The organism is Mycobacterium sp. ACS1612 (assembly GCF_001667505.1).
Classification (GTDB): Bacteria; Actinomycetota; Actinomycetes; order Mycobacteriales; family Mycobacteriaceae; genus Mycobacterium.
On sequence record NZ_LZHZ01000010.1, the window covers coordinates 1 to 22,313 of the forward strand.

Consider the following 22,313-nt stretch of genomic DNA (forward strand, 5'->3'; position numbering starts at 1 on the left):
CCGCGCCCCCTCCGGCGGCGCCCGGGGGGCGCCCCCCCCCGCGCCGCGCGCGCGCCCCCGCCCCCCCCCCCCGCCCCCCCCCCCCCGCCCCCCCGCCCCCCCCCCCCCCCCCGGCCGCAGGATCTTGAGCATGCTCGTCGCGAGGTTGCCCTCGCTGGTGCGTGGCGCTGCCGTCGGCCCCAACTGGGTGACCGACTCCAGGTCGGGCGAGGCGATCGACGCCTGCGACACCGGGACCGGCCGCCGCACAGGCTGCGACATGCTCGGGGCGTGCGACGGACCGCTCGGATAGGACTGCGGGCCCGACGGGTACCGCGCCTGCGTGCCAGACGGATACATCGGCTGATGCGGCGGCGGGGTTGGCGGGCGCGACGTCGGCGGCTGGGGCGGATAGCCCGGCGCGGGGCGTGAGGCGACGGGCACCGACGTGGTCTGCAGCGGCGTCCCCGCCGAGCCCTGATGCCTGCCGACCTCGAACGTCAGCGCCGGACCGTCGGGATTGCCGACGTTGACCTGCATGCCGTCGTGGATGTCGGCGGTCGGCACCCGGCGGCCGTTGACGTACAGGCCGTTGAGGCTGCCGTTGTCAATCGCGACCCACCGGCCCTGGTCGAACCGCAGCACCAGGTGCGCGCGCGAGATCAGCGGGTTGCCGACGCGGACGTCGGCGCGCAGATCGCGGCCGACGACGACGTCGTTGCCGGGCGCGAACGTTCGCGTGGAGCCCTCGTACCGAACGGTCAGCGCGGGCGGATTAGGTCGGCTCATCGGGACCGACTCTATCGGGGTTGCGACCGAATGCCTTGCTGGTCTGCTGGCGCGTCAGGACGTCGCGCCGATGCGATCGTCGAACGGTGCGCAGGGGCACGTAGCCCGCCTAGTTAACTTCTTGGCCCCGCTACGGCGCGTCGTGTCAGCCGGTGCTCTTATTCGTGATCTGCTGAGGCATGCGGTCTGTCAAAGCCACCGCATGGCGGCACGGCAAATCGGGGCGGCCGATGCTCCCCGTGCTGCTGGTGTGTGCAGGCATCATCGTCGCGCTGGCCGCGGCCAACCTGCTCGCGAAGGCGGGTGCCGAGCCCGCTGTCATCCAGACCGATGATCGCGGATTCGTCGACAAGGCGGCCCGCTGCGACGCGCCGAAGTCCGCCCTGGCGCTTGGACGCACCGAACAGTCGCTGGTCGCGATCTGCGTCGACGGCAGCGGCCACTACGAATACCGCGGGATGCGCGTCAAGGACGACTACGCGCTCAAGGTGCCCGGCGCGGTGATGCTGGCCGGCAAGTACGTGGCGCGCAACGCCAACTTCACCTACATCTTCTCGCCGAAGGAACTGATGATCCTGCAGGGCTGGGGATGGGTGATCCGCAAGGAGCCGATGGTCGCGTTCGTTGAGCCGCGGCTACCCGTCGGCGGATAGTCGATCGGGCGCGCTCATGTCACCGGTTGCGGGGACGCCATCGGCGAGTCCGTAGCGCAGGAACACGGTGCCCTTCGCGCTGGCGACCGGCGGTTCGAGAAGGGTGAGGTTGGTGGGCACCGCGCCGCCGTCGAACACCTTCTTGCCGACGCCGAGGACGATCGGGTGCACCCAGAGGTCGAGGCGGTCGAAGAGCTTCTCGCCCAACAGGGTCTGCACCAGATCCAGGCTGCCGACCACCCGCACCTGCTCGTGCCGGTTACGGATCTCGCGCACCGCGACGGCCAAATCCGGGCCGAGTTGCGTCGACCCCGTCCACGAGAGGTCGGGTGTGCCGCGCGAGGCCACGTACTTCGGGACGCGATTGAACAGGGTGCCGAACTCGTCGTCCTGATGAGGCCAGTAGGCGGCGAAGATGTCGTAGGTCCGCCTGCCGAGCAGCAGCGCATCGGTGCCCTGGTACGCGGCGGCGATCTGGGCGCCGACGCCATCGTCGATCAGCGGCGCCTGCCAGCCGCCGAACGGGAAGCCCTCCGGGTCCTCGTCGGGGCCGCCGGGCGCTTGGCCGACGAAGTCGAGGGTGGCGAACAGTTCGATCTGAATGAGTCCCATGCCGAGGTAGACCTGTCGCGGGCCACGGACTCATCGCAGCGGCAGCAGCCGATCCGGTGATCCGGTCACCACGCAGTGGGTATGGCTGTAGATCGTCGACATGCAGACGTTGCAGTGCGTGCACGCCGACCGCACCGCGCTGTCGGCCTGGATCCTGTTGATCAGATCGGGTTCGGCGAGTAATGCGCGACCCATCGCGACGAAGTCGAACCCTTCGGCCATCGCGAGGTCCATGGTTTCCCGATTGGTGATGCCGCCGAGCAGGATCAGCGGCATCTTCAGTTCCGCGCGGAACAGCTTGGCGTCGCGCAACAGGTATGCCTCGCGATACGGGTACTCGCGGAAGAACTTGTTGCCGGTCATCCGGATGCCCCAGCTCAGCGGCGGCTTGAACGCGCTGGCGAACTCCTTGACCGGCGCGCCGCCGCGGAACAGGTACATCGGGTTGACCAGCGAGCTGCCTGCGGTCAATTCGATGGCGTCGAGGCCGCCGTCTTCCTCGAGCCACTTGGCCGTCTGCAGCGACTCGTCGGTCGAGATGCCGCCGCGCACACCGTCGGCCATGTTGAGTTTCGCGGTCACCGCGATCTGGTCCTTGACGACGCGGCGGACCGCGGTCACCAGGCCGCGCGCCACCTTGGCCCGATTCTCGAGCGTTCCGCCGAATTCGTCGGAGCGCCGGTTGATCAGCGGGCTGAGAAACGAGCTGGCGAAGTAGTTGTGGCCCAGATGGATTTCGACCGCGTCGAAGCCGCAGTCGATGGCGTAGCGGGCGGCGTCGGCGTGCGCCTTGATGATGTCGGCGATGTCGTCCTTGGTGGCCTTCCTGGCGAAGCGCATCGACAGCGGGTTGAAGAACCGCACCGGCGCGTACGCGGTCGCCCGCGTGGAGCGGGCGTTGGCGACCGGCCCGGCATGGCCGATCTGCGCGCTGATCGCGGCGCCCTCGGCGTGGATGGCCTCGGTCAGTTTCTTCAACCCGGGCAGTGCCTCGGGCCGCCACCAGATGGCGTTGCCCTCGGTGCGCCCACCCTTGGACACGGCGAGGTACGCCACCGTCGTCATGCCGACACCGCCCGCGGCGGGCAATCGGTGATAGGTGATCAGGTCGTCGGTGACGAGCGCGTTCGGCGTCGACGCCTCGAACGTCGCGGCCTTGATGATCCGATTGCGCAGCGTCACCGGGCCGAGTTTGGCCGGGGTGAACACATTGGGCTGAGTGTTCATGCAGGGGAGCCTGCCACAATGTGATCCGTGGGTGCGATCACACTGGACGGTAAGGCCACGCGCGACGAGATCTTCGTCGACCTCAAGGAGCGGGTTGCGGCTCTGACCGCGGCAGGCAGGACGCCCGGACTGGGCACGGTTCTGGTCGGCGACGACCCCGGATCGCACGCCTATGTGCGCGGCAAGCACGCCGACTGCGCGAAGGTCGGCATCAACTCGATCCGGCGCGACCTACCCGCCGACATCAGCCAGGCCAAGCTCGACGAGACCATCGACGAACTCAACGCCAACCCGGAGTGCACCGGTTACATCGTCCAGTTGCCGCTGCCCAAGCATCTCAACGAGAACGCCGCCTTGGAACGCATCGACCCCGGCAAGGACGCCGACGGACTGCATCCGACCAACCTGGGCAGGCTGGTTCTCAACGAGCCTGCGCCGCTGCCGTGCACACCCCGCGGCATCGTGCACCTGTTGCGCCGCTACGAGGTGGAGATCGCGGGCGCGCAGGTGGCGGTGATCGGGCGCGGCGTCACGGTCGGCAGGCCGCTCGGCCTGTTGTTGACGCGCCGGTCGGAGAACGCGACAGTCACGTTGTGCCACACCGCGACTCGTCATCTGCCGCAGTTGACGCGCGAGGCCGACGTCATCATCGCCGCGGCGGGCGTGCCGCACATGGTGACCGCCGAGATGGTGCGACCGGGTGCCGCAGTCGTCGACGTCGGGGTGTCGCGCGACGAGGAAGGCAAGCTCGTCGGCGACGTGCATCCCGACGTGTGGGAGGTGGCGGGTCATGTGTCGCCCAATCCGGGCGGGGTGGGGCCGCTGACGCGGGCGTTCCTGCTGACCAATGTCGTCGAACGCGCCGAAGCGCTCGCTAAGTGACGCTGAAAGAGTTCACCCGCAAGGTGTTTGGCGGGCAGTGGCCAATCCTGTTGGTCGGCGTGATCATCATTACCGCGTTTGGTCTTGTGGTCGCGGGTTATTGGCGACGGGGTGCGCTGGTGCTCGCCATCGGTGTCGGCGTCGCGGCGGCGTTCCGGCTGGCCCTGCCCGACGACCGGGTGGGGCTACTGGCGGTCCGCAGTCGGACCATCGACTTCGTCACGACCGCATCGGTCAGTGCCGCCATGCTCTACGTCGCGTGGACGATCGACCCGTTGGGCACCAGTTAGCGTGGGTCAGGTCAGCTTGAGTGCGGCGGCGACGATCGGCTTGGCCCACTCCGGTGTCTGCGAAAGATCTTGTGGGTTAACGATTTCGCCGTGATCCAAGTGCAGCACCAACACCGGTCGGGGCGCGTGTCCGGCCTTTGGGTCGGCGTCCGCGGAGTTGTCGTAGACCCGTAGCTCGGTCAACTGCGGCAGCAACTGCACGAGATTGAGTCGGCTGTGCCGCCAACGGCGTCGAATGCTGGATTCCGGAATGTCGTGACCGCCTGCCTGCACACGGTGGCGGACCCGCTCGAGGTGCAGATCGGGGCTGGCCAACCCGACGTAGAAGACGCGTACTTCGAACCCCTTCGACGCCGCCTCGGCGAGCAGCCGCGGCATGGTATTGCCACCGAGCGTCGTCTCGAATGCGAAGTCCTTGCGTTCCTCGATCGCCCGCTCCAGCAGGCGTCGGCCCTGATGCCACGCCGCCGCGTTCGCTTTGAGCTGGTCGAGTCCCGGGTTCGCGGCCATCAATCGGCGTGCCGCCTCGTCCGGGTTGAAGTAGTCGGCGCCGGCCGCCCGGAACATGGCGCCGCCGACGCTGCTCTTGCCGGCGCCGTTGACACCGGCGAGGACGTAAAGGCGCGGTGGTTGGGCCTTGTGGGCCATGCGGTGTGGTCAGCGCTTGGCGCGGGCCGCCTTGACCGCGGCGCGGCCCAGCTGCTCGGGGGAGGCGTCGAAGGCCGATGCCATCGCCGTCCTCGCCCGCGGGGTCTGCATGGTTTCCAGCAGGCGGTCGAAATCGTCGGACAGGTCGTCGAGGGTGGGCGCGCTGGCCTTGGTCAACGCTTCGAACTCGGCGTAGGACAACAGCACCGCCTTGGGCGTGTTGTGTTTGGTGATCGCGACCGCACCGCCGAGGGACGCCTGCTCGAAGATGGTGCCGAACTCGTTCTTGAAGCGCGTGGCCGCCACGGTGGGAACGTCGACCAACTCGCCGTCCCGGTTGCGGAAAGTCAATGTAGGCATATGGCCATTCTAGCCGTTATGCCCACAATGGCCATTATGGCTCATTTGGCTGTCCGCATCCCGACGTTCTCACTGCAACGCGCTGCCCTTGCGCCACTGATCCCACGGAATGGTCCAGTCGCCGTTCTGGGCGATCGTGAGGGGTGGCCCGCCTGTGTTTCTGACTTCGACGACGTCACCGGGCACCGAGAAGTCATAGAACCATTTGGCGTTGTCCCCGTTGAGGTTCAAGCATCCGTGGCTGGTGTCGGTATTCCCCTGCGCCCATATCGTCGCGTCGAGCTGGTGCAGGTAGATGCCGTCGGTGCTGATGCGGGTGGCGTAGTTGATGGTCTCGCGGTATCCGAGCCTGGAGTTCTTGGGTAGACCGAACGTCGAGGAATCCATTACCACCGGATTGCCCTTGTCCAGCACCGTGTAAATGCCCGGCGGGGTCCAGAACGACAACGTCCGGTCGGCCACCTGCTCGGTGCCCCCCATGCCCATCGAGGTGGGCATGGTGCGCACCAGTGTGCCGTTGCGGTAAACGCTGACCTGGTGGGTCTGGTCGTCGGCTATCGAGACATGCGACTCGCCGATGGTGAACTTAAGATGCTCGTCTTGTTGACCGAACACGCCCTGCGCCAACTGAATTCCGTAAACTTTCGCCTCGACGGTCACCGTTGTGCCCGGCGAGTAATAGTGTTCCGGGCGCCAGTGCGCGTGCTGGTCATCCACCCAATTCCAGGCACCCGCCACTGGGGGAGAAGCCGTGACGGTCAGGTGTCGCTCGGCTTCGGCCTTATCGGTGATCGGCTCGTCGAAGTGCGCCACGATGACGGTGCCTACTCCGTAGGTGGCGCCGTCGGTCAGTGCGGCCTCCGACGTCGTTTCGAGTGAGACCTTGGTCTGGTTCGGCGGGGTGAGCGTGGAAAACGACATCGGTTGTGTGGAAGTCTTTCCGCCCGGTCCGCGGCTGCTGACAGTCAGCGTGTAGGTGCGACCGTAGCCCAGCGGCACGACGGGATGCCATACCTTTGCATCGGGAGTGAGCACGCCGTCGACGCGCTTGCCGGCGTCATTGACCATGACCACATCGGTAAGCGTTCCGCTCTGCGCGCTAACCGATACCGGCGCGACCGGATCGACATCGCGTGCGCCGGGCGCGGGCTCGATTCTGATCGACGCGGGTTCATCGGGATTCGGGACTTCCGCGGGTGTCGCGTCCGTCTGGCAGCCCGCCGTCCAGAGGGCCATCAACACCGCCAATACCGCTGCCACTGCATAACGAACGAGGCTGTGCTGCTTGGGTTTTGGTACGTTCGGCGGCGTTGCGTTCATGTTCTGGTTCTGACCCCCGACCAGCGGCTTTAGTCAGTTTCGGGTACCCGCGGCACCTCGGGTCTAATCGATGCAACTGTGCAGGGGGGCGAGGGTTGTTGGCGCATGCGTCGTGAAGACGTCGGCATTCAGGCGGCGAGAACGGGTAACCACAGGACGTGACATCCTGGCACTTCCGCTTGGGGACGACCCTGGTGGCCGTCGCGACACTGCTGGCGGTGTCGATCGGGAGCGCCGGCGCCGCACCGGTCGCGGATCCCATGGGCCCTGCCTGTGCGCTCTATGCACCGCGGGGCCGAGCGAATGAGGGCTCGGCGGCCGCTGTAGCACAACAGCCGCTGAGCGTTTTCATTTCGAGCAACCCCAAACTCAGCGCTCTGAGCGCAGCTCTGTCCGGCAAACTCAACCCCGCCGTGAACCTGCTTGCCACCCTCGACGCGGGCGAGGTCACCATCTTCGCGCCGGCCGATAGCGCTTTCTCCCGCTTGCCCGTCGAGGCGACCGCCGCTCTGCGAATCGACGCCGCATCGCTGACACGGCTGCTGAACTACCACGTGATACCCGGACGGTTCACCCCCGCCGACATCGACGGCACGCACCAGACCCTGCAGGGCAGCGAGCTATCCGTCACCGGCCCCGCTGATCGGCTGTGGGTCAACGACGCACTAGTGCTCTGCGGCGGAATCGTCACCGCCAACGCCACGCTCTACCTCATCGATACCGTGCTGACGCCACCGCCTGGATGGTGAACCGTTAGCGCATCCGACGTTCCAAACGCGCCAGACAGATCGCGTCAATATTTTCGCGGCTGCGATTAGGTGGGTGTCGGCGGGGATATGGTGCGCTTTGTTATGTCTGCTCCTGATCGTGCAGGTGGCGCCGGCCGAGCCACCCCTGGGGCGCGCCACCGGCGGCCTCGCCAGCCGGCCGAGCACAGGATTCCGCGCGGTGCCAAGGTGCTGGGAGCAATCGTTTCGGCGCTGATCCTGGTCGTTTCGGGCATCGGCTGGGTGGAATTGCACCGGGTTGCCACAGTCATCACCACGTCCGAGGCGCTGGCCGAGGAGCCCTCATCCCCGGGAGCCGATCAGAACATCCTCATCATGGGGCTGGATACCCGCCGCGACCAGCGGGGTGGCCTGTTGCCATACGACCTTTACGACGCGCTGCACGCCGGTGACGAGCACTCCGGCGAGAACGATGCGGATGTCCTCATCGTGCTGCACATCCCCGCCGGAGCCGGGCCGGTCACCGCGATCTCCATCCCGCGCGACGACTACGTGGACCTGGTCGGGTGCCCGGCGCCGGGATGCCGAGGCAAGGTCAAGCATGCCTACAGCTTGGCCTATCAACAGGTGATAGGCCGTGCGGATGCGGCGCCCGGCGAGGCGGCGGACGACGCTCCTGATGCGAGCGACGTTGCGGCGGCTGAGCAGCGCGCGCGCGAGGCCGGCCGCAAGGCTGAGATCAGGACGGTCCGACGGCTGCTCCAGATACCGATCGATCACTTCATCGAGGTCAGCCTGGCAGCCTTCGTCCAGATCGCCCGGGTGGTTGAACCCATCACCGTATGCCTGCAACACGACACCTCCGACCCGTACTACTCGGGTGCCAACTTCCGTGAAGGCATCCAGCAGATCAGTGCGGCCCAGGCGATGGCGTTCGTCCGACAACGTCGCGACGTCAACGATGCGATGTTCACCGACCTTGACCGCACCAGACGCCAACAGGCGTTCATCGCCTCACTGCTCGCGGGTCTGCGTCACAGCGGGGCGCTGTCGGACCCGAGGGCGCTGCAGCATCTTGTCGATGTCGCGAAAGACAATGTCGCAGTCGACGCCGGCTTTGACTTGCTCGGTTTCATCCGGTACGCAGCCACCCTCAGCGAGCGTCCGCTTTCGCTGTACACACTGCCGATCACCGAATTCGGCCGCACCTCGGATGGTGAAGACGTCAACATCATCGACGTGCCGACCATCCGCTCCATCGTGCATAGTGTGCTGTCCACTCCAACTTCGTCGGGGGGCGTCATCGCGACCGGACAGGTCCCGAGCACGACACAGCTGGCCCCGCCCGGCGTGGTGCTCAACGTGGTCAATGGGGCTGGGCGAGAGGGGCTGGCGTTTTCCCTCGAGAAGTACTTCGCCAACGGTCAGTTCACCGAAGGCCTGGCGAGCACTGCCGACACAATCGTGGAAGCGAGCAGCATCGGATACGGCCCGGGCGCGCAGGCAGCGGCCACCGCGCTCTCCGATCAACTGGATCTCACCGCGACCGCCTCTGACGCGGTCGCGCCCAACACGGTTCAGCTCACCGTGGGCACCGATTTCGATGCGGAGGATTATCTCGATCGCGATGGTTCGACACCGGAAGGGTCGACTAGCCCCACCACGACCGTCAGCACGGTGGCCGCTGGCGCCACCGGCACGGAGGCCCCGGCCCCGACGAACCTCACCCGCATGAGCGGTCAGGACGTGCCGTGCGTGCGATAGCACCCGAAGGTGAACTGCGGCAGGTTTGCCTGGAGTTCGGGTCAATTCGGGTGGGTCGCCAGGTAGTCCGCGACGGGGATCGGTGAGGTCGCAGAGTAACCGACGGGCAGAACCACGTCACCGGCGGTCGTGTTGTAGTAGACGTCCCACCGGTAGTACCCGGCATACGCAGCGGGATCGGCTGCGAGCACCGCTGCATAGTCGTTGACCGCTTGCACGTATTGGTGGGAGTTGTTGTACCGATACAGAGCCGAATCGCGGTCCTCGGCAAAGCCACTACCGGCAAGATAGCGGCCGGCCGCCATGATGCTGTCGCGGGTCGAGAGGATGTCGCCGCCCTCACTGTAGGCGGCAAAGGTCGAAGGCAAGAACTGCATCGGGCCTTGCGCGCCAGCGGTGCTCACCCCGGCGATGCGCCCGAAGCCGGTCTCGATCAGGTTGATCGCAGCCAGATAGGCCCATCCGACGCCGGACGCCGATTCCGCCGCGCGGTAGTGACTCAACAGCTCCTCGGCCGACTTCGGTGGGTCGATGCGCCACGCCGGCAAAGTACTCTGCGCTTGGCCCTTGCTCATCGCGGTCAGTTGCCGGCGCGCGTCGACATTGCAGTCATAGATTTCCAGGAGCGACGGCGGGACTTGGCGGCGCGCGATTGGATCCCACTCGGGGTGGCGTCCGAGCGCGCGGTAGGCCGCTTGCTGTCGGCGGGCGGCCGCCAACAACACAGCCTCCGACGACGCCGGATCGCGGAGCGCCTGCTCATCGGCGACGAGATCGTCGGCCAGGTGCGCCGGGTCGGACGCCAGCCGCCACTTCGTAGGAGCGGACGACGGCCGCGGCGGCGCGGGCGACAGCGTGGTCGATGTGGCTGCCGCAGCCGTGGTGGTTGATGGCCTCGCCGGCTCTGCGCAGCCGGCGAGTACCAACAGGAACAGGATCACGGCCACAAAAAATGGCATGGCGCGCCGGATCGGACGGATGCTGGCAACCGCCGAACGCGCCGGGGAGGCGTCGACACGCGTTTGGCTCAAGGTGTTCATCTCACGGGATTTGTTCAAGGTTGGCGCGGGTGCAGATGTAATCCGCCCACTGAAGTGTCGCGTATTCGATCGTGCGACATCAAGGGGTGTGTCCGGGTGGCCGAGCGCGTCGCTGAGTGCACAGTAGGCAATTTTGCCTACTGTGCAAACTTGGGCTAGGTTGGGGCGCGTGAGGACGGGCCTTCGCGAGCGCAAGAAGCTCGATACCCGCTGGGCGCTCAGCAATGCCGCGTTGGAACTCGCGCTCGAGCGCGGGCTCGACAACGTCACCCGTGAAGACATCGCCGCCCGGGCCGGCGTGTCACTACGGACGTTCAACAACTACTTCGCAGGCAAGTACGAGGCGGTTGCCTTCCGACAGATCGATCGAATGCGCCAGAGCTTGGCGGTATTCCGACAGCGGCCCGCCGACGAGCCGCTGTGGTCGGCGATCACCGAGTCGGTGCTCGCACCACTGGAGGCCGCGGGCGCCTTCGATGTTCGGCCGACGCCCGACGAGTTGGCCGTCATCCGCGAACTGCTGTCCGCGCGGGATATGCGCGCAGCGCTGACGCGGGAACTGTTCGCCGACTGGGTCGATGCGGTTGCCGAACGCACCGGGCTGGACCCGGTACGCGATCTGTACCCGCGGTTGGTCGTCGCCGTCGTCAGGGCGGTCGGCGAAACGGCGATGGAGACGTACGCCAATGCCGATCCGCCGGTGGCCTATACCGAACTGCTGCGTCGCGGCCTTGCCGAAGTCGCCGCTGGACTGCCTGAAAGGTGATGCCGATGTCTGAAAACCACGTGGTCATTTCCGGGGCGGGCCCCAACGGATTGATGGTGGCGTGCGAGCTTGCGCTGGCCGGTGTGAGGCCCGTCGTGCTCGAGCGGCTGTCCGCGCCCAGCGACGAACCCAAGGCCAACGGCATGATCGGCCAGGTGGTGCGGCTGCTCGACATGCGCGGGCTCTACCAGATGTTCACCGGGTCCGACGAACCGCCAAAACCGATGTACGAGTGGATATTCAGCGGTATGCGGGTGCCGTTGACCGGGATGTCGGACAGCCCGATGTACGGTCTGCCGATCCAGCAGCCGCGACTTGTCCGGCTTCTGCTCGAACGCGCGCATGACCTCGGTGTCGAAGTGCGATGGGCGCATGAGTTGATCGGGGTGGACCCCCGTTCCGACGGGGTGACGATCACCGTGTCCACCGCAAACGAGACGTACCGGCTCGACGCCACCTACCTCGTCGGCGCCGACGGTGGCCGCAGTACCGTGCGCAAACTGGCGGGGATCGACTTCCCCGGCCATACGTCGGACATGGTGGCGCGGATCGCGCACGTCGGCGTGCCACCGGAAATGCGTTCCGCCACAGGCGGAATCAACGTGCCCGACTTTGGCCCCCTGCCATTCGGGCACAACCGACTCGACAACGGCGGATTCATCTTCGCCGAGATGGAACAGGGCAGGCCGCTGGTCGGGACCATCGAGTTCGACCAGCAGGCCGACGATTCGGCTCCGATGACGTTGGAGGAGTTGCGTGACAGTGCGCGACGCGTGCTCGGCGTCGACCTGCCCGTCGAGGCGCCGCGCGGCGAAGGGCCGCACGCGTTGCGTCGCATCGCCGGACAGAACACCCGGCAGGCCGACCGGTACCGGGTGGGCAACATCTTCCTGGTCGGCGATTCGGCGCACGTGCACTCCGCCATGGGTGGCCCGGGCCTGAACCTCGGCATGCAGGACGCCATGAACCTCGGCTGGAAACTTGCCGCCGCCGTCAACGGGTGGGCCCCGCCCGGCCTGCTCGACACCTATCACAATGAGCGGTTCCCCGTCGGCGAGCGCGTGATGATGCAGTCCCTGTCACAGACTGCGCTGTTCCGGCCAGGCCCCGAGATCGCCGCTCTGCGAACACTTTTCGCTGAGCTACTGCAGCTGCCGGGCGTCGGCGCGCACATGGCGCATCTGCTAGCGGGTTCGGACGTCCGCTACGACACCGGCGACGAGCATCCGCTGTCGGGCCGTCTCGTGCCCGATCTGACGCTCGACGACGGACGCCGGGTGGCCGAACTGCTGCGCTGTGGACGTCCCGTCCTACTCGACTTGTCCGGCTGTGTGGGTGACGCCGCCGGTGAGTGGGCCGACCGCATCGACGTCGTCACCGGGTCCACCGCCGACATCGACGCGGTGGCGATCCTCATTCGACCCGACGGCTATGTCGCTTGGGCCGCAGACACTTTCGACGCGGACGACAGCCAGCGGTTGCACGCGGCACTGCGGCGATGGGTTGGCGATTATGCGAGTGTCGCCCTGATACCGACCGTGACGTAAGGCAGTGCCAGGCCGTTGGTGTTGGCCAGTGCAGGATGGGTGGCCAGCAACTCGCGCACCTGCTCGAGGGTGCGGGTGCGCACCTTCTCCGGTGACGTGATGCAGTAACTGCGCGAGGCGACAAGGTCGATCAGCGCTTGCGGGGTCAGGTAGCTCGTCCACTCGACATGGTGGCGCTCGACGTCGGTGAACGGCGCGGGCAGCGTCACCTGTTGACTCAACGGGTCTTCTTCGTGGCCGATGATGCGGCCCAGATCCTTGACCCAGCCCAGCCGCTCGTCGCGGGTGTTCCACACCAGCCCGAGCCGGCCCCCGGGCCGCAGCACGCGCGCGATCTCCTTGGCGGCGAGTTCGGGGTCGAACCAATGCCAAGCCTGGGCTACCAATACCGCGTCGACGCTGTCGTCGGGCAGCGGGATCTCCTCCGCGGTGCCCAGCAGCGCGGGCGTATCGGGCAGCGAATTGCTCAGCAGCTCCAGCATTTCCGGGATCGGGTCGACAGCCACCACACTGAGTCCGCGCTCGACGAGTCGGGTGGTCAGCTTTCCGGTGCCCGCGCCGAGGTCCAGCACGTCGACGGTGCCGTCGGGCAACAGCCAGTCGATGGCCTCCGGCGGGTACGAGGGCCGCCCTCGCTCATATGCCGCGGCCTCCGCGCCGAACGACAGTGAACGCTGCTGCCTGGACTGGTTCACCTTTCGGCCAACTCCAACGTTCGACGAATCAGCTTGCCCACCGCCTCGGTCTCCAAGAGAAAGCCGTCGTGGCCGTAGATGGAGTCGACCACGTTCAGCTCGGTACAACCGGGCAGCAGCTCCGCCAATTCCTCCTGCAGCCGAATCGGGTACAGCCGGTCCGACGTGATGCCACCGACGACGACGGGCACGGGGCAGCCGCGCAGTGCCGCCTCGATGCCGCCGCGGCCGCGACCCACGTCGTGGCTGGACAGCGCATCGGACAGCGCCACATAGGTGCCCGCGTCGAACCGCTTGAGCAATTTGCGGCCCTGGTGTTCCAAATAGCTCTGCACCGCGTAGCGCCCGCCGGTCGCCGGGTCCTCGCCACCCTGCGGATCGTTGCGGAACCTGGCGTCCAGTTCTTCCTCGCCGCGATACGTCAAATGCGCGAAGCGCCGCGCGATCTCCATGCCGACATCGGGTGAGCGCCCGGTGCCGTAGTAGTCGCCGTTGCACCAGTGCGGGTCGGACTTGATGGCCGCGATCTGGGTGCTCTGGGTGCCGATCTGGTCGGCGGTGGCGCGCGCGCCGACCGCCAGCACCAGCGCGGCGCGGACCTTGTCGGGGTAGCCGACGATCCACTCCAGCGCCCGCGCGCCGCCCATCGAGCCGCCGACCACCGCCGCGACCTCGGTGATGCCGAGCGCGGCCAGCGCGGCGACATCGGCCTCGACCTGATCGCGCACCGAGACGAGCGGGAATCGCGAGCCCCACGGCTTTCCGTCCGGCGCAACCGAACTCGGGCCCGTCGAGCCGCGGAAGCCGCCCAGCACGTTGGTGGCGATCGCACACCAGCGGTTGGTGTCGATCGGCGCACCAGGCCCGGCGACGCCTTCCCACCAGCCCTCGGTCTCGTCGCCAGGACCGGTCGGGCCGGTGACGTGGGAGTCGCCGGTCAGCGCGTGCAGCACGACGACCACGTTGTCGCGGCTCGGCGACAACTCACCCCACCGCTGCACCGCGATTGTCACGTCATCAATCACCGCGCCGTTCTCCAGCGTCAGCGTGCCGATGTCGACATAGCCGACTTCGCCTTCTGCGGGCAGCGACGCCACGTCGACTCTCACTTCGGACAGTGTCATCAGAACGCCGCCGTGGCTTTGGGGTCCGTCGAACCCGACGTGTGGAACGGCTTCGCGGCCGCGAAACCCTGTTCGAGGTCGGCCAGGATGTCGGCGATGCCCTCGATGCCGACCGCGAGGCGGACCAGTCCCGGCGTCACGCCGGTGGCCAACTGCTCCTCCGGGGTGAGCTGGGCGTGCGTGGTCGACGCCGGGTGGATCACCAGCGACCGCACGTCGCCGATGTTGGCGACGTGGCTGTGCAGGGTCAGCGCGTTGACGAACGCCTTGCCCGCGTCGATGCCACCGGCCAGCTCGAAGGCCAGCACCGCGCCGGTTCCCTTGGGTGCGAGCTTCTTTCCGAGCTCGTACCACGGCGACGTCGGCAGCCCGGCGTAGTTCACCGAGATGACATCGGGATGACCGGCGAGGTATTCCGCTACCTGCTGTGCATTCGCCACATGGCGTTCAACGCGCAGGCTCAGCGTTTCCAACCCTTGGGCCACCAGGAACGCGTTGAACGGCGCGGCGGCCGAGCCGAGATCCCGCAGCAGTTGCACGCGCGCCTTCAACGCGAATGCGGGCGGGCCGAGTTCGGCGAACACCACACCGTGATAGCTCGGGTCCGGCGTGGTGAAGCCGGGGAACTTGCCGTTGGTCCAGTCGAAGGTGCCGCCGTCGACGATCACGCCCGCGATCGCCGCGCCGTGCCCGCCCAGATACTTCGTGGCCGAATGCACGACGATGTCGGCGCCGTGGGACAGCGGCTGGATCAGGTACGGGGTGGCGACGGTGTTGTCGACGATCAGCGGTACACCGGCGTCATGCGCGACGGCCGCGACGTTGGGGATGTCGAGGATGTCGTTCTGCGGGTTGGAGATGGTCTCGCCGAAGAACGCCTTGGTGTTGGGCCGCACGGCCGCGCGCCAGGAGTTCAGATCGTCGGGATCCTCGACGAAGCTGACCTCGATGCCGAGCTTCGGCAGCGTGTAGTGGAACAGGTTGTAGGTGCCGCCGTACAGTCGCGGGCTCGACACGATGTGGTCGCCCGCGTTGGCGAGGTTGAGGATCGCGAAGTGCTCGGCGGCCTGGCCGGAGGACAGGAACAGCGCGGCGACCCCGCCCTCGAGCGCGGCGATGCGCTGCTCGACGACGTCCTGGGTCGGGTTCATGATCCGGGTGTAGATGTTGCCGGGCTCGGCGAGGCCGAACAGCGCGGCGGCGTGGTCGGTGCTGTTGAACGTGTACGACGTGGTCTGGTAGATCGGCAGCGCCCTGGCGTTTGTCGCGATGTCGGGGGTCTGGCCGGCGTGGACCTGTTTGGTCTCGAACGACCAGTTGGCCTTCGGGTCGTCGAGGGTGTTTTCGGTGCTCATGGGCTGTTCTCCTGATGTGATGGGCCTGGCTGGGGTGCGGTCGACGCACTCAGCGACAACTGCGCACGCCGGACCTCCGCCTGTCTTCTCTGGGGGCCCGTCACAACGGACCCGCGCTTGCCGGTAGCCATGGCGGCTACGCAACCTGGTCAATCACCCGGGGCACCCCACCGCGGTTGGAGGGTTGCCGGCCAGCAAGCCGGGGCTTGACGCTGGCACTCATGACCGCAGAGAAGCGTATCTCATGTCGCTGACTGGGTGCCAGCGCCGTCTGCGGCCGCTGTGATCGTCGCCTCGACGACTGTGCGGCGGCATCGGAAGTAGATCCCCATCTTCTGCGGCTGGCGAAGCTACTGGTCAGTAGGCCAAGCTGGCCCCTCGCGTGCGCAGCGGCGCTTGTAGTCTGGCGCGCGATAGGACATATAGAACCGAAACTGACGCCGGGAGAAGACGACATGAGCGCCGAGCAGCCGACCATCATCTATACGCTGACCGACGAGGCGCCGATGCTCGCGACGTACTCGTTCCTGCCGATCATCCGGACCTTCACCGAGCCGGCGGGGATCAACGTCGAAAGCAGTGACATCTCGGTGGCGGCGCGCATTCTCGCCGAGTTTTCCGACCGGCTGACCGAGGAGCAGTGCGTGCCGGACAACCTGGCCACGCTTGGCGAGCTGACCCACAAGCCGGACACCAACATCATCAAGCTGCCGAACATCAGCGCGTCGGTGCCGCAGCTGCTGGCCGCCATCAAGGAGCTCAAGGCCAAGGGTTACGACCTGCCCGACTACCCGGGCGACCCGAAGAACGACGAGGAAAAGGCGATCAAGGAGCGGTACGCCAAGATTCTCGGCAGCGCCGTCAATCCCGTGCTGCGCGAAGGCAATTCCGACCGACGCGCGCCCAAGGCGGTCAAGGAGTACGCCCGCAAGCATCCGCACAGCATGGGGGAGTGGTCCCAGGCGTCGCGCACCCACGTCGCGACCATGAAGAAGGGCGACTTCTACCACGGCGAGAAGTCGATGACGCTGGACACCGACCGCAAGGTCAAGATGGTGCTGGAGACCAAGAGCGGCGAGACGCTGGTGCTCAAGCCGGAGGTGGCCCTCGACGCCGGCGACATCATCGACAGCATGTTCATGAGCCGCAAGGCGCTGTGCGACTTCTTCGAAGAGCAGATCGAGGACGCCTACAAGACCGGCGTGATGTTCTCGCTGCACGTCAAGGCCACCATGATGAAGGTGAGCCACCCCATCGTGTTCGGCCACGCGGTGAAGGTCTTCTACAAGGAGGCGTTCGCCAAGCATCAGAAGGTGCTCGACGAACTCGGCGTCAACGTCAACAACGGGATGAGCGATCTGTACGACAAGATCGCCACGCTGCCCGCCTCGCAGCGTGAGGAGATCATCCAGGACATCCACGCCGTGCACGAGCACCGCCCGGAACTGGCGATGGTGGATTCGGCCCGCGGCATCACCAACTTCCATTCGCCCAGCGACGTGATCGTCGACGCGTCGATGCCTGCCATGATCCGTCTCGGCGGGAAGATGTACGGCGCTGACGGGCGCACCAAGGACACCAAGGCCGTCAACCCGGAGTCCACGTTCAGCCGCATCTACCAGGAGATGGTCAACTTCTGTAAGACGCACGGCCAGTTCGACCCGACCACGATGGGCACCGTCCCCAACGTCGGGCTGATGGCGCAGCAGGCCGAGGAGTACGGGTCGCACGACAAGACGTTCGAGATTCCCGAGGACGGCGTCGCGAACATCGTCGACATCGACACCGGCGAGGTGCTGCTGACACAGAACGTCGAAACCGGCGACATCTGGCGCATGCCGGTGGTCAAGGACGCGGCGATCCGTGACTGGGTCAAGCTCGCCGTGACCAGGGCACGGGCGTCGGGCATGACTGCGCTGTTCTGGCTCGACACCGAGCGGCCGCACGAGGTGGAACTGCGACAGAAGGTCAAGGAGTACTTGAAGGACCACGACACCGAGGGCCTTCACATCCAGATCATGCCGCAGGTGTGGGCCATGCGGTACACGTTGGAGCGGTTGATCCGCGGCCAGGACACCATCGCGGTGACCGGAAACATTCTGCGCGACTACCTGACTGACCTGTTCCCCATCCTGGAGCTGGGCACCAGCGCGAAGATGCTGTCCATCGTGCCGCTGATGGCCGGTGGCGGCATGTACGAGACCGGGGCGGGCGGTTCGGCGCCCAAGCATGTCCATCAGCTGGTCGAGGAGAACCACCTGCGCTGGGATTCGCTTGGCGAGTTCCTGGCTCTTGGAGCGTGTTTCGAGGACATCGGCCGCAAGACGGAAAACAAGAGGGCAACCCTGCTCGGCACCACGCTGGACTCCGCGATCGGGAAGTTGTTGGACAACAACAAGAGCCCGTCGCGCAAGACCGGCGAGTTGGACAACCGGGGCAGCCAGTTCTATCTCGCCATGTACTGGGCGCAGGAACTGGCCGAGCAGACCGAGGACAAGGAACTGGCCGATCACTTCGCGAAGCTGGCCAAGACCCTGGCCGACAACGAGGACGCCATCGTGTCGGAACTTGCTGAGGTACAAGGCAAGTCGGTGGATATCGGCGGCTACTACTACCCGGATCCGGAGAAGACCACGGCGGTGATGCGGCCGAGCAAGACGCTGAATTCGGCACTGGAGTCGGCAAAGATCTGACGATGGCCAAGATCAAGGTCGAGGGCACGGTCGTGGAACTCGACGGGGATGAGATGACCCGCGTCATCTGGAAGATGATCAAGGACAAGCTCATCCTGCCCCACCTTGACGTCAATCTCGACTACTACGACCTCGGCATCGAGCATCGAGATCAGACCGACGACCAGGTCACGATCGACGCGGCCGAAGCCATCAAGCGTCACGGTGTCGGCGTGAAATGCGCGACCATCACGCCCGACGAGGCCCGCGTCAAGGAGTTCAACCTCAAGAAGATGTGGCTCTCGCCCAACGGAACCATCCGAAACATCCTGGGCGGCACCATCTTCCGCGCGCCGATAGTCATCGAGAACGTGCCGCGGCTGGTGCCGGGCTGGACCAAGCCGATCGTCATCGGCAGGCACGCGTTCGGCGACCAATACCGCGCCGACAACTTCAAGGTCGACAAACCCGGCACCTTCACCGTCAGCTTCACCCCGGATGACGGCAGTGAGCCGATCGTGCACGACGTCGTGCACATCCCCGAGGGGGGCGGCGTGATGATGGGGATGTACAACTTCCGCAAGTCCATCCAGGACTTCGCCCGCTCGTCGTTCAACTATGGGCTGCAACAGAAATACCCGGTCTACCTGTCGACCAAGAATACGATCCTCAAGGGCTACGACGGGATGTTCAAGGACGAGTTCGCCCGCATCTTCGACGAGGAGTACAAGGACGAGTTCGAGGCCGAGGGCCTGACCTACGAGCATCGCCTGATCGACGACATGGTCGCGTCGTGCCTGAAGTGGGAGGGCGGGTACGTCTGGGCGTGCAAGAATTACGACGGCGATGTGCAGTCCGACCTCGTCGCCCAGGGCTACGGCTCACTGGGCCTGATGACGTCGGTGTTGTTGACGCCCGACGGCAAGACCGTCGAGGCGGAGGCCGCGCATGGCACCGTCACCCGTCACTACCGGCAGTACCAGCAGGGCAAGCCCACGTCGACGAACCCGATCGCGTCGATCTTCGCGTGGACACGCGGGCTGGCGCACCGCGGCAAGCTGGACAACACGCCTGATGTGATCAAGTTCGCAACCACGTTGGAGCACAGCGTGATCGGCACCGTCGAAGGCGGTCAGATGACCAAGGACCTGGCGCTGCTGATCGGCGACGGCCAGCCGTGGCAGACCAGCGAGGAGTTTCTCGACAGCATCGCCGCCGACTTCAAGAAGGCGCTCGACGCTAGCTGATCGCCTCGCGCGGCGGCGGTGATGCGTAGCGGTCGACGAAGTCGACGATCAGATCGGCGATCCGTTGCGGCGCTTCGAACATCGGGATGTGCCCGACGTCGTCGAGATGGGTGATCTCGGTGCTGGCGGGCAGGTGGGCGGTGAAGTGCCGGGTGAACCGGGGATGCGGCAGCACGTGGTCCTTCTCGCAGATGACCAGATGCGTCGGCGTGCTGCCCTCGGCCAGCTCCATCAGACCCGGCAGCAGCAGGGACTTCACCAACAGCTGGTAGTACGCCGGGCAGTGGGTGACGTCGTCGATGATGTCGCGCCACTGTTCGTCGGTGAGGCGGTCGGGGCGCGCGCTGATCGGCACGTAGCCGAGCTGGCGGACATACGGCAGTCGCAGCGACCGCTGGCCGAGGACCATCGCGACCAGCCACACCGGAAGGCCGGCCAGGAACTTGCCCACGATCTCGAACTTGGCGGGGGTGTAGCGGCTCCACCCGCCCGCGGGCGCGATACCTGTCAGCGTGCGCGCGCGGCCGCGGCGCTCCAGTTCGAACGCGACCCAGCCGCCCAGCGAGTTGCCGACGATGTGCGCGGTGTCCCAGCCCAGGGCGTCCATCCGACGTTCCATGTCGTCGGCCAGTTCGGCGGTGTCCAGGAAGAACCGGCCCTTCACGCCGCCGTTGTGGCCGGGCATGGTGGGGGCGAGCACCTCGTAGCCCGTGTCAGCAATCAGTGGGGCGACGCCTTTCCACACGTTCTGGGACATCATGAACGGATGCAGCAAAAGGATCGGCTCGCCGGAGCCAAGGTGGATCGGTGCGCGCTCGGTCATGTGCCCGACCATAAAGGTGATACCGGCGGTATCGCAAGCTGCACTTCTGCGACCTCGGGTACGGTCTGGCCCCGTGATCGTCACGACCATCAACGTCAACGGTGTGCGCGCCGCGATCAAGCAGCGCTCGCAGACCAACCTGGGTCTGCTGCCGTGGCTGGCCGAAACGAAGGCTGACGTGGTGTGCCTGCAAGAGACCCGCGCCGACGACGACCAACTGGCCGCCGCATTGGCGCCCGCGCTGCCCGACGGCTGGCATCTGGCGTCGGCGCCGCCCGGGTTGGGCGGCTCGAATCTCGGACGCTTCGCCGCGGGCTGCCACGGCTGTGCCGTGCTGGCCCAGTGCCGGGCCTGGGCGCTGAGCCAGTACGAGATCTACGGGGTGTGGGGCGGGCTCTCGGAGAACGACCGCTCGGCGATCTGGAAGGGCCGCGCCCCCAGGCGCAGCTACCTGCGCAGGCCCAAGCGCCCGCGCCGACCCCGGGTCACCGCGGCTTAGCGACCCCGGTTCCGGCAGCGCTCCGAAGAGACTCCCCGTCCGTGCTGCTCCTGACTTCTACACCGCAAACCCGCCCTGTTGGATCTGTATAAGGGCCGCGTTTAAGTTGAATAAAAGGCTGTTTAAGTCTGGTGTCAGGAAGGGATTGGGCAGGAATCCCGGCACGAACGCTGGTCCGGTCGGCACTACTTCGGTCAGCGGGCTGACGGGCGCGAAGCCGCCGAAGGGATCGCCGCCGATCACCCCGGTGAGCGGGCTGGCGATGTCTGCGCGGAAGTCCGGTGCGGCGTCGGTACCTGGCTGAGCGGAGCGTACCTGCCGTTGTGTGGGCGCGACCGGCGCTGATTCGACATTGCCCTTGTCGACATTGCCTTTGTCGCCACAGTCACTGCCGGTGGTGTCTGCAGCCTTGACGGTGTTGTTGTGGTGTGCGGGCTTGTTGCCCGAGCCCGAAGCCTCACCCGAGCCAGTGGCATCCGAGTTGCCCTGCCTGTGCGCACCCGAACGCCCTTTGTGGCCGGACCATGCATGGTGGGACGAGGACGGCCCACTGGCCCCCTCGGACCTCGAAGAGTCGGAGTCCGACCTGTCCGCGGAGGCGATGCCGCCGCCCAGCGAGGTGGCCAGGCCCATACCGACTCCCAGCATCACCGCCAGCGCACCCACTCGCCCGATCCCCTTCGCGAACCGAAACTCTCCCGTGGAATCCTGCCGACGTGAACCATTGGACGCGGACGGCGATATCGGCGTTCGCCGCATCCGCGGCGCATGAGTATGAGTCATTCCCCCGATCCTTTCTGCAAGGGGGCGCGTCGAGCTGGCGCGCTTGCTGAAGCCCACAAAGGTACGCCGACGTCAAGGAACTTCACAGAAGCCATACAGGGATGGGCAGTCTATTACTTGCGCCTCGCAACATGGGCAGCCGTTGACCAGGACAAAGCGCGCAACGAACGGCCTGATTGCCGACCCGATTGCTACCTGTCGGCAAGACCTACACCTCCATAGGCGTGGAGGCAGTACTACTTGGCGCGTTCGCGATACCGGTTTAGGCAGTACAGTTCGGCCAGCGACCATCCGAACGGCGGGCCGTGCTGCACCGTGAGGGCGCCCATCGTCTCCGCCTTTAGCCCGTTCGGGTTGCTCAACAACCGCGCTGCCGCTGACAGCACCACGGCGGCGGTATCCTCGGCGACTGTCTGCCCGTCCCACCCGACACCTCGGGTGTAGGAGCGCGCCTGCGCGGCGACGATACTCAACACAGCGTGGAGCCGGTCGAGGTCGGCGTTCGCCATT

The 22,313-nt window shown here is 66.4% G+C and carries 22 protein-coding genes, 2 pseudogenes and 1 riboswitch; of the genes and pseudogenes, 11 read left to right on the plus strand and 13 right to left on the minus strand.

Translation table 11 applies throughout. From position 1 onward, the window contains the following. On the minus strand, positions 1-768 hold a 768-nt coding region (locus A5724_RS04935; RefSeq protein ID WP_156752134.1), incomplete at its 3' end, for an FHA domain-containing protein. Positions 769-947: 179 nt separating this feature from the next. Between A5724_RS04935 and A5724_RS04940 the strand changes: the two genes are divergently transcribed. Continuing rightward, a complete protein-coding gene (locus A5724_RS04940) occupies positions 948-1,421 on the plus strand; it encodes a hypothetical protein (protein ID WP_082964865.1) in 474 nt (157 codons plus the stop codon). On the opposite strand, the gene A5724_RS04945 is transcribed toward A5724_RS04940, so the two are convergent. Further along, positions 1,404-2,033: a dihydrofolate reductase family protein gene (locus tag A5724_RS04945; RefSeq protein WP_067797149.1), complete on the minus strand. Its 630-nt coding sequence runs from the start codon at positions 2,031-2,033 to the stop codon at positions 1,404-1,406. The genes A5724_RS04940 and A5724_RS04945 overlap by 18 nt on opposite strands. 30 nt (positions 2,034-2,063) lie before the next feature. Next, positions 2,064-3,260, minus strand: coding sequence for an NADH:flavin oxidoreductase (locus A5724_RS04950; protein ID WP_067797153.1), 1,197 nt, complete (start codon positions 3,258-3,260; stop codon positions 2,064-2,066). A 27-nt stretch (positions 3,261-3,287) separates the two neighbouring features. On the opposite strand from A5724_RS04950, the gene A5724_RS04955 reads away from it, so the two are divergent. Together A5724_RS04955 and A5724_RS04960 are read left to right on the plus strand one after the other, a co-directional pair. Further along, a complete protein-coding gene (locus tag A5724_RS04955) occupies positions 3,288-4,142 on the plus strand; it encodes a bifunctional methylenetetrahydrofolate dehydrogenase/methenyltetrahydrofolate cyclohydrolase (protein WP_067797154.1) in 855 nt (284 codons plus the stop codon). Continuing rightward, a complete protein-coding gene (locus tag A5724_RS04960; protein WP_067797157.1) occupies positions 4,139-4,432 on the plus strand; it encodes a DUF3017 domain-containing protein in 294 nt (97 codons plus the stop codon). Before A5724_RS04955 ends, A5724_RS04960 begins: the two co-directional genes overlap by 4 nt. Positions 4,433-4,438: 6 nt before the next feature. Here A5724_RS04960 and A5724_RS04965 read toward each other — a convergent pair whose 3' ends face one another. The 3 genes from A5724_RS04965 to A5724_RS04975 all read right to left on the minus strand — a co-directional run bounded on the left by A5724_RS04965 (position 4,439) and on the right by A5724_RS04975 (position 6,676). Next, positions 4,439-5,080 carry a zeta toxin family protein gene (locus A5724_RS04965; RefSeq protein ID WP_067797159.1) on the minus strand — a complete coding sequence of 214 codons (642 nt, stop codon included), beginning with the start codon at positions 5,078-5,080 and terminating at the stop codon, positions 4,439-4,441. A gap of 9 nt (positions 5,081-5,089) precedes the next feature. Then, the gene (locus A5724_RS04970; protein ID WP_067797161.1) at positions 5,090-5,440 is read right to left on the minus strand and encodes a type II toxin-antitoxin system Phd/YefM family antitoxin; all 351 of its coding nucleotides are present in this window, start codon (positions 5,438-5,440) and stop codon (positions 5,090-5,092) included. A gap of 69 nt (positions 5,441-5,509) precedes the next feature. Beyond that, positions 5,510-6,676, minus strand: a complete 1,167-nt coding sequence (locus A5724_RS04975) for an Ig-like domain-containing protein (protein ID WP_369830604.1) — start codon at positions 6,674-6,676, stop codon at positions 5,510-5,512. A 242-nt stretch (positions 6,677-6,918) separates the two neighbouring features. On the opposite strand from A5724_RS04975, the gene A5724_RS04980 reads away from it, so the two are divergent. Then, positions 6,919-7,509: a fasciclin domain-containing protein gene (locus A5724_RS04980; protein ID WP_197518554.1), complete on the plus strand. Its 591-nt coding sequence runs from the start codon at positions 6,919-6,921 to the stop codon at positions 7,507-7,509. 207 nt (positions 7,510-7,716) lie between these two features. Then, positions 7,717-9,252, plus strand: coding sequence for an LCP family protein (locus A5724_RS04985; protein ID WP_232004701.1), 1,536 nt, complete (start codon positions 7,717-7,719; stop codon positions 9,250-9,252). A 41-nt stretch (positions 9,253-9,293) separates the two neighbouring features. Here the strand turns inward: A5724_RS04985 and A5724_RS04990 are convergent, their stop codons facing one another. Continuing rightward, on the minus strand, positions 9,294-10,211 hold the full coding sequence (locus A5724_RS04990; protein WP_067797258.1) for a lytic transglycosylase domain-containing protein: 918 nt from the start codon (positions 10,209-10,211) through the stop codon (positions 9,294-9,296). 250 nt (positions 10,212-10,461) lie between these two features. Here A5724_RS04990 and A5724_RS04995 point away from each other — a divergent pair, with 250 nt between their 5' ends. Further along, complete coding sequence (locus A5724_RS04995; RefSeq protein WP_156752135.1) at positions 10,462-11,058, plus strand: TetR/AcrR family transcriptional regulator; 597 nt, start codon at positions 10,462-10,464, stop codon at positions 11,056-11,058. Positions 11,059-11,063: 5 nt separating this feature from the next. Beyond that, complete coding sequence (locus tag A5724_RS05000) at positions 11,064-12,605, plus strand: FAD-dependent monooxygenase (RefSeq protein ID WP_067797261.1); 1,542 nt, start codon at positions 11,064-11,066, stop codon at positions 12,603-12,605. On the opposite strand, the gene A5724_RS05005 is transcribed toward A5724_RS05000, so the two are convergent. Genes A5724_RS05005 through A5724_RS05015 form a run of 3 tightly spaced genes read right to left on the minus strand, consistent with a single transcriptional unit; the run spans position 12,569 to position 15,779 of the window. After that, on the minus strand, positions 12,569-13,300 hold the full coding sequence (locus tag A5724_RS05005) for a class I SAM-dependent methyltransferase (protein WP_067797174.1): 732 nt from the start codon (positions 13,298-13,300) through the stop codon (positions 12,569-12,571). The two genes, A5724_RS05000 and A5724_RS05005, sit on opposite strands and share 37 nt — an antisense overlap. Then, entirely contained in the window at positions 13,297-14,424 is a 1,128-nt protein-coding gene (locus A5724_RS05010; RefSeq protein WP_067797176.1) for a homoserine O-acetyltransferase, read from the minus strand. Before A5724_RS05010 ends, A5724_RS05005 begins: the two co-directional genes overlap by 4 nt. Continuing rightward, the gene (locus A5724_RS05015; protein ID WP_067797182.1) at positions 14,424-15,779 is read right to left on the minus strand and encodes a bifunctional o-acetylhomoserine/o-acetylserine sulfhydrylase; all 1,356 of its coding nucleotides are present in this window, start codon (positions 15,777-15,779) and stop codon (positions 14,424-14,426) included. Before A5724_RS05015 ends, A5724_RS05010 begins: the two co-directional genes overlap by 1 nt. Before the next feature lie 108 nt (positions 15,780-15,887). After that, a riboswitch (SAM riboswitch) is annotated at positions 15,888-16,006 on the minus strand. Positions 16,007-16,234: 228 nt separating this feature from the next. On the opposite strand from A5724_RS05015, the gene A5724_RS05020 reads away from it, so the two are divergent. Next, a complete protein-coding gene (locus A5724_RS05020) occupies positions 16,235-18,472 on the plus strand; it encodes an NADP-dependent isocitrate dehydrogenase (protein WP_067797185.1) in 2,238 nt (745 codons plus the stop codon). 2 nt (positions 18,473-18,474) lie between these two features. Continuing rightward, on the plus strand, positions 18,475-19,698 hold the full coding sequence (locus tag A5724_RS05025; protein ID WP_067797188.1) for an NADP-dependent isocitrate dehydrogenase: 1,224 nt from the start codon (positions 18,475-18,477) through the stop codon (positions 19,696-19,698). Here A5724_RS05025 and A5724_RS05030 read toward each other — a convergent pair. Then, positions 19,691-20,521 carry an alpha/beta fold hydrolase gene (locus tag A5724_RS05030; protein WP_197518555.1) on the minus strand — a complete coding sequence of 277 codons (831 nt, stop codon included), beginning with the start codon at positions 20,519-20,521 and terminating at the stop codon, positions 19,691-19,693. The two genes, A5724_RS05025 and A5724_RS05030, sit on opposite strands and share 8 nt — an antisense overlap. Positions 20,522-20,594: 73 nt before the next feature. Here A5724_RS05030 and A5724_RS35070 point away from each other — a divergent pair. Beyond that, positions 20,595-20,816 (plus strand): annotated as a pseudogene (locus A5724_RS35070) (endonuclease/exonuclease/phosphatase family protein); the annotation flags it as partial. Positions 20,817-20,843: 27 nt separating this feature from the next. Then, positions 20,844-21,020: pseudogene (locus tag A5724_RS35075) on the plus strand (WhiB family transcriptional regulator); the annotation flags it as partial. Positions 21,021-21,077: 57 nt separating this feature from the next. On the opposite strand, the gene A5724_RS05040 reads toward A5724_RS35075, so the two are convergent. Together A5724_RS05040 and A5724_RS05045 are read right to left on the minus strand one after the other, a co-directional pair. Continuing rightward, positions 21,078-21,686, minus strand: coding sequence for a hypothetical protein (locus A5724_RS05040; protein ID WP_067797195.1), 609 nt, complete (start codon positions 21,684-21,686; stop codon positions 21,078-21,080). 353 nt (positions 21,687-22,039) lie between these two features. Then, a complete protein-coding gene (locus tag A5724_RS05045; protein ID WP_067797198.1) occupies positions 22,040-22,312 on the minus strand; it encodes a hypothetical protein in 273 nt (90 codons plus the stop codon). Position 22,313 lies beyond the last annotated feature (1 nt).

Coding starts and splice junctions, on each gene's coding strand:
- A5724_RS04940 (WP_082964865.1), top strand. CDS start 948: ATGCGGTCTGTCAAAGCCACCGCATGGCGGCACGGCAAATCGGGGCGG.
- A5724_RS04945 (WP_067797149.1), bottom strand. CDS start 2,033: ATGGGACTCATTCAGATCGAACTGTTCGCCACCCTCGACTTCGTCGGC.
- A5724_RS04950 (WP_067797153.1), bottom strand. CDS start 3,260: ATGAACACTCAGCCCAATGTGTTCACCCCGGCCAAACTCGGCCCGGTG.
- A5724_RS04965 (WP_067797159.1), bottom strand. CDS start 5,080: ATGGCCCACAAGGCCCAACCACCGCGCCTTTACGTCCTCGCCGGTGTC.
- A5724_RS04970 (WP_067797161.1), bottom strand. CDS start 5,440: ATGCCTACATTGACTTTCCGCAACCGGGACGGCGAGTTGGTCGACGTT.
- A5724_RS04975 (WP_369830604.1), bottom strand. CDS start 6,676: ATGGCCCTCTGGACGGCGGGCTGCCAGACGGACGCGACACCCGCGGAA.
- A5724_RS04990 (WP_067797258.1), bottom strand. CDS start 10,211: ATGCCATTTTTTGTGGCCGTGATCCTGTTCCTGTTGGTACTCGCCGGC.
- A5724_RS05000 (WP_067797261.1), top strand. CDS start 11,064: ATGTCTGAAAACCACGTGGTCATTTCCGGGGCGGGCCCCAACGGATTG.
- A5724_RS05010 (WP_067797176.1), bottom strand. CDS start 14,424: ATGACACTGTCCGAAGTGAGAGTCGACGTGGCGTCGCTGCCCGCAGAA.
- A5724_RS05015 (WP_067797182.1), bottom strand. CDS start 15,779: ATGAGCACCGAAAACACCCTCGACGACCCGAAGGCCAACTGGTCGTTC.
- A5724_RS05020 (WP_067797185.1), top strand. CDS start 16,235: ATGAGCGCCGAGCAGCCGACCATCATCTATACGCTGACCGACGAGGCG.
- A5724_RS05025 (WP_067797188.1), top strand. CDS start 18,475: ATGGCCAAGATCAAGGTCGAGGGCACGGTCGTGGAACTCGACGGGGAT.
- A5724_RS05030 (WP_197518555.1), bottom strand. CDS start 20,521: ATGACCGAGCGCGCACCGATCCACCTTGGCTCCGGCGAGCCGATCCTT.
- A5724_RS05045 (WP_067797198.1), bottom strand. CDS start 22,312: ATGGCGAACGCCGACCTCGACCGGCTCCACGCTGTGTTGAGTATCGTC.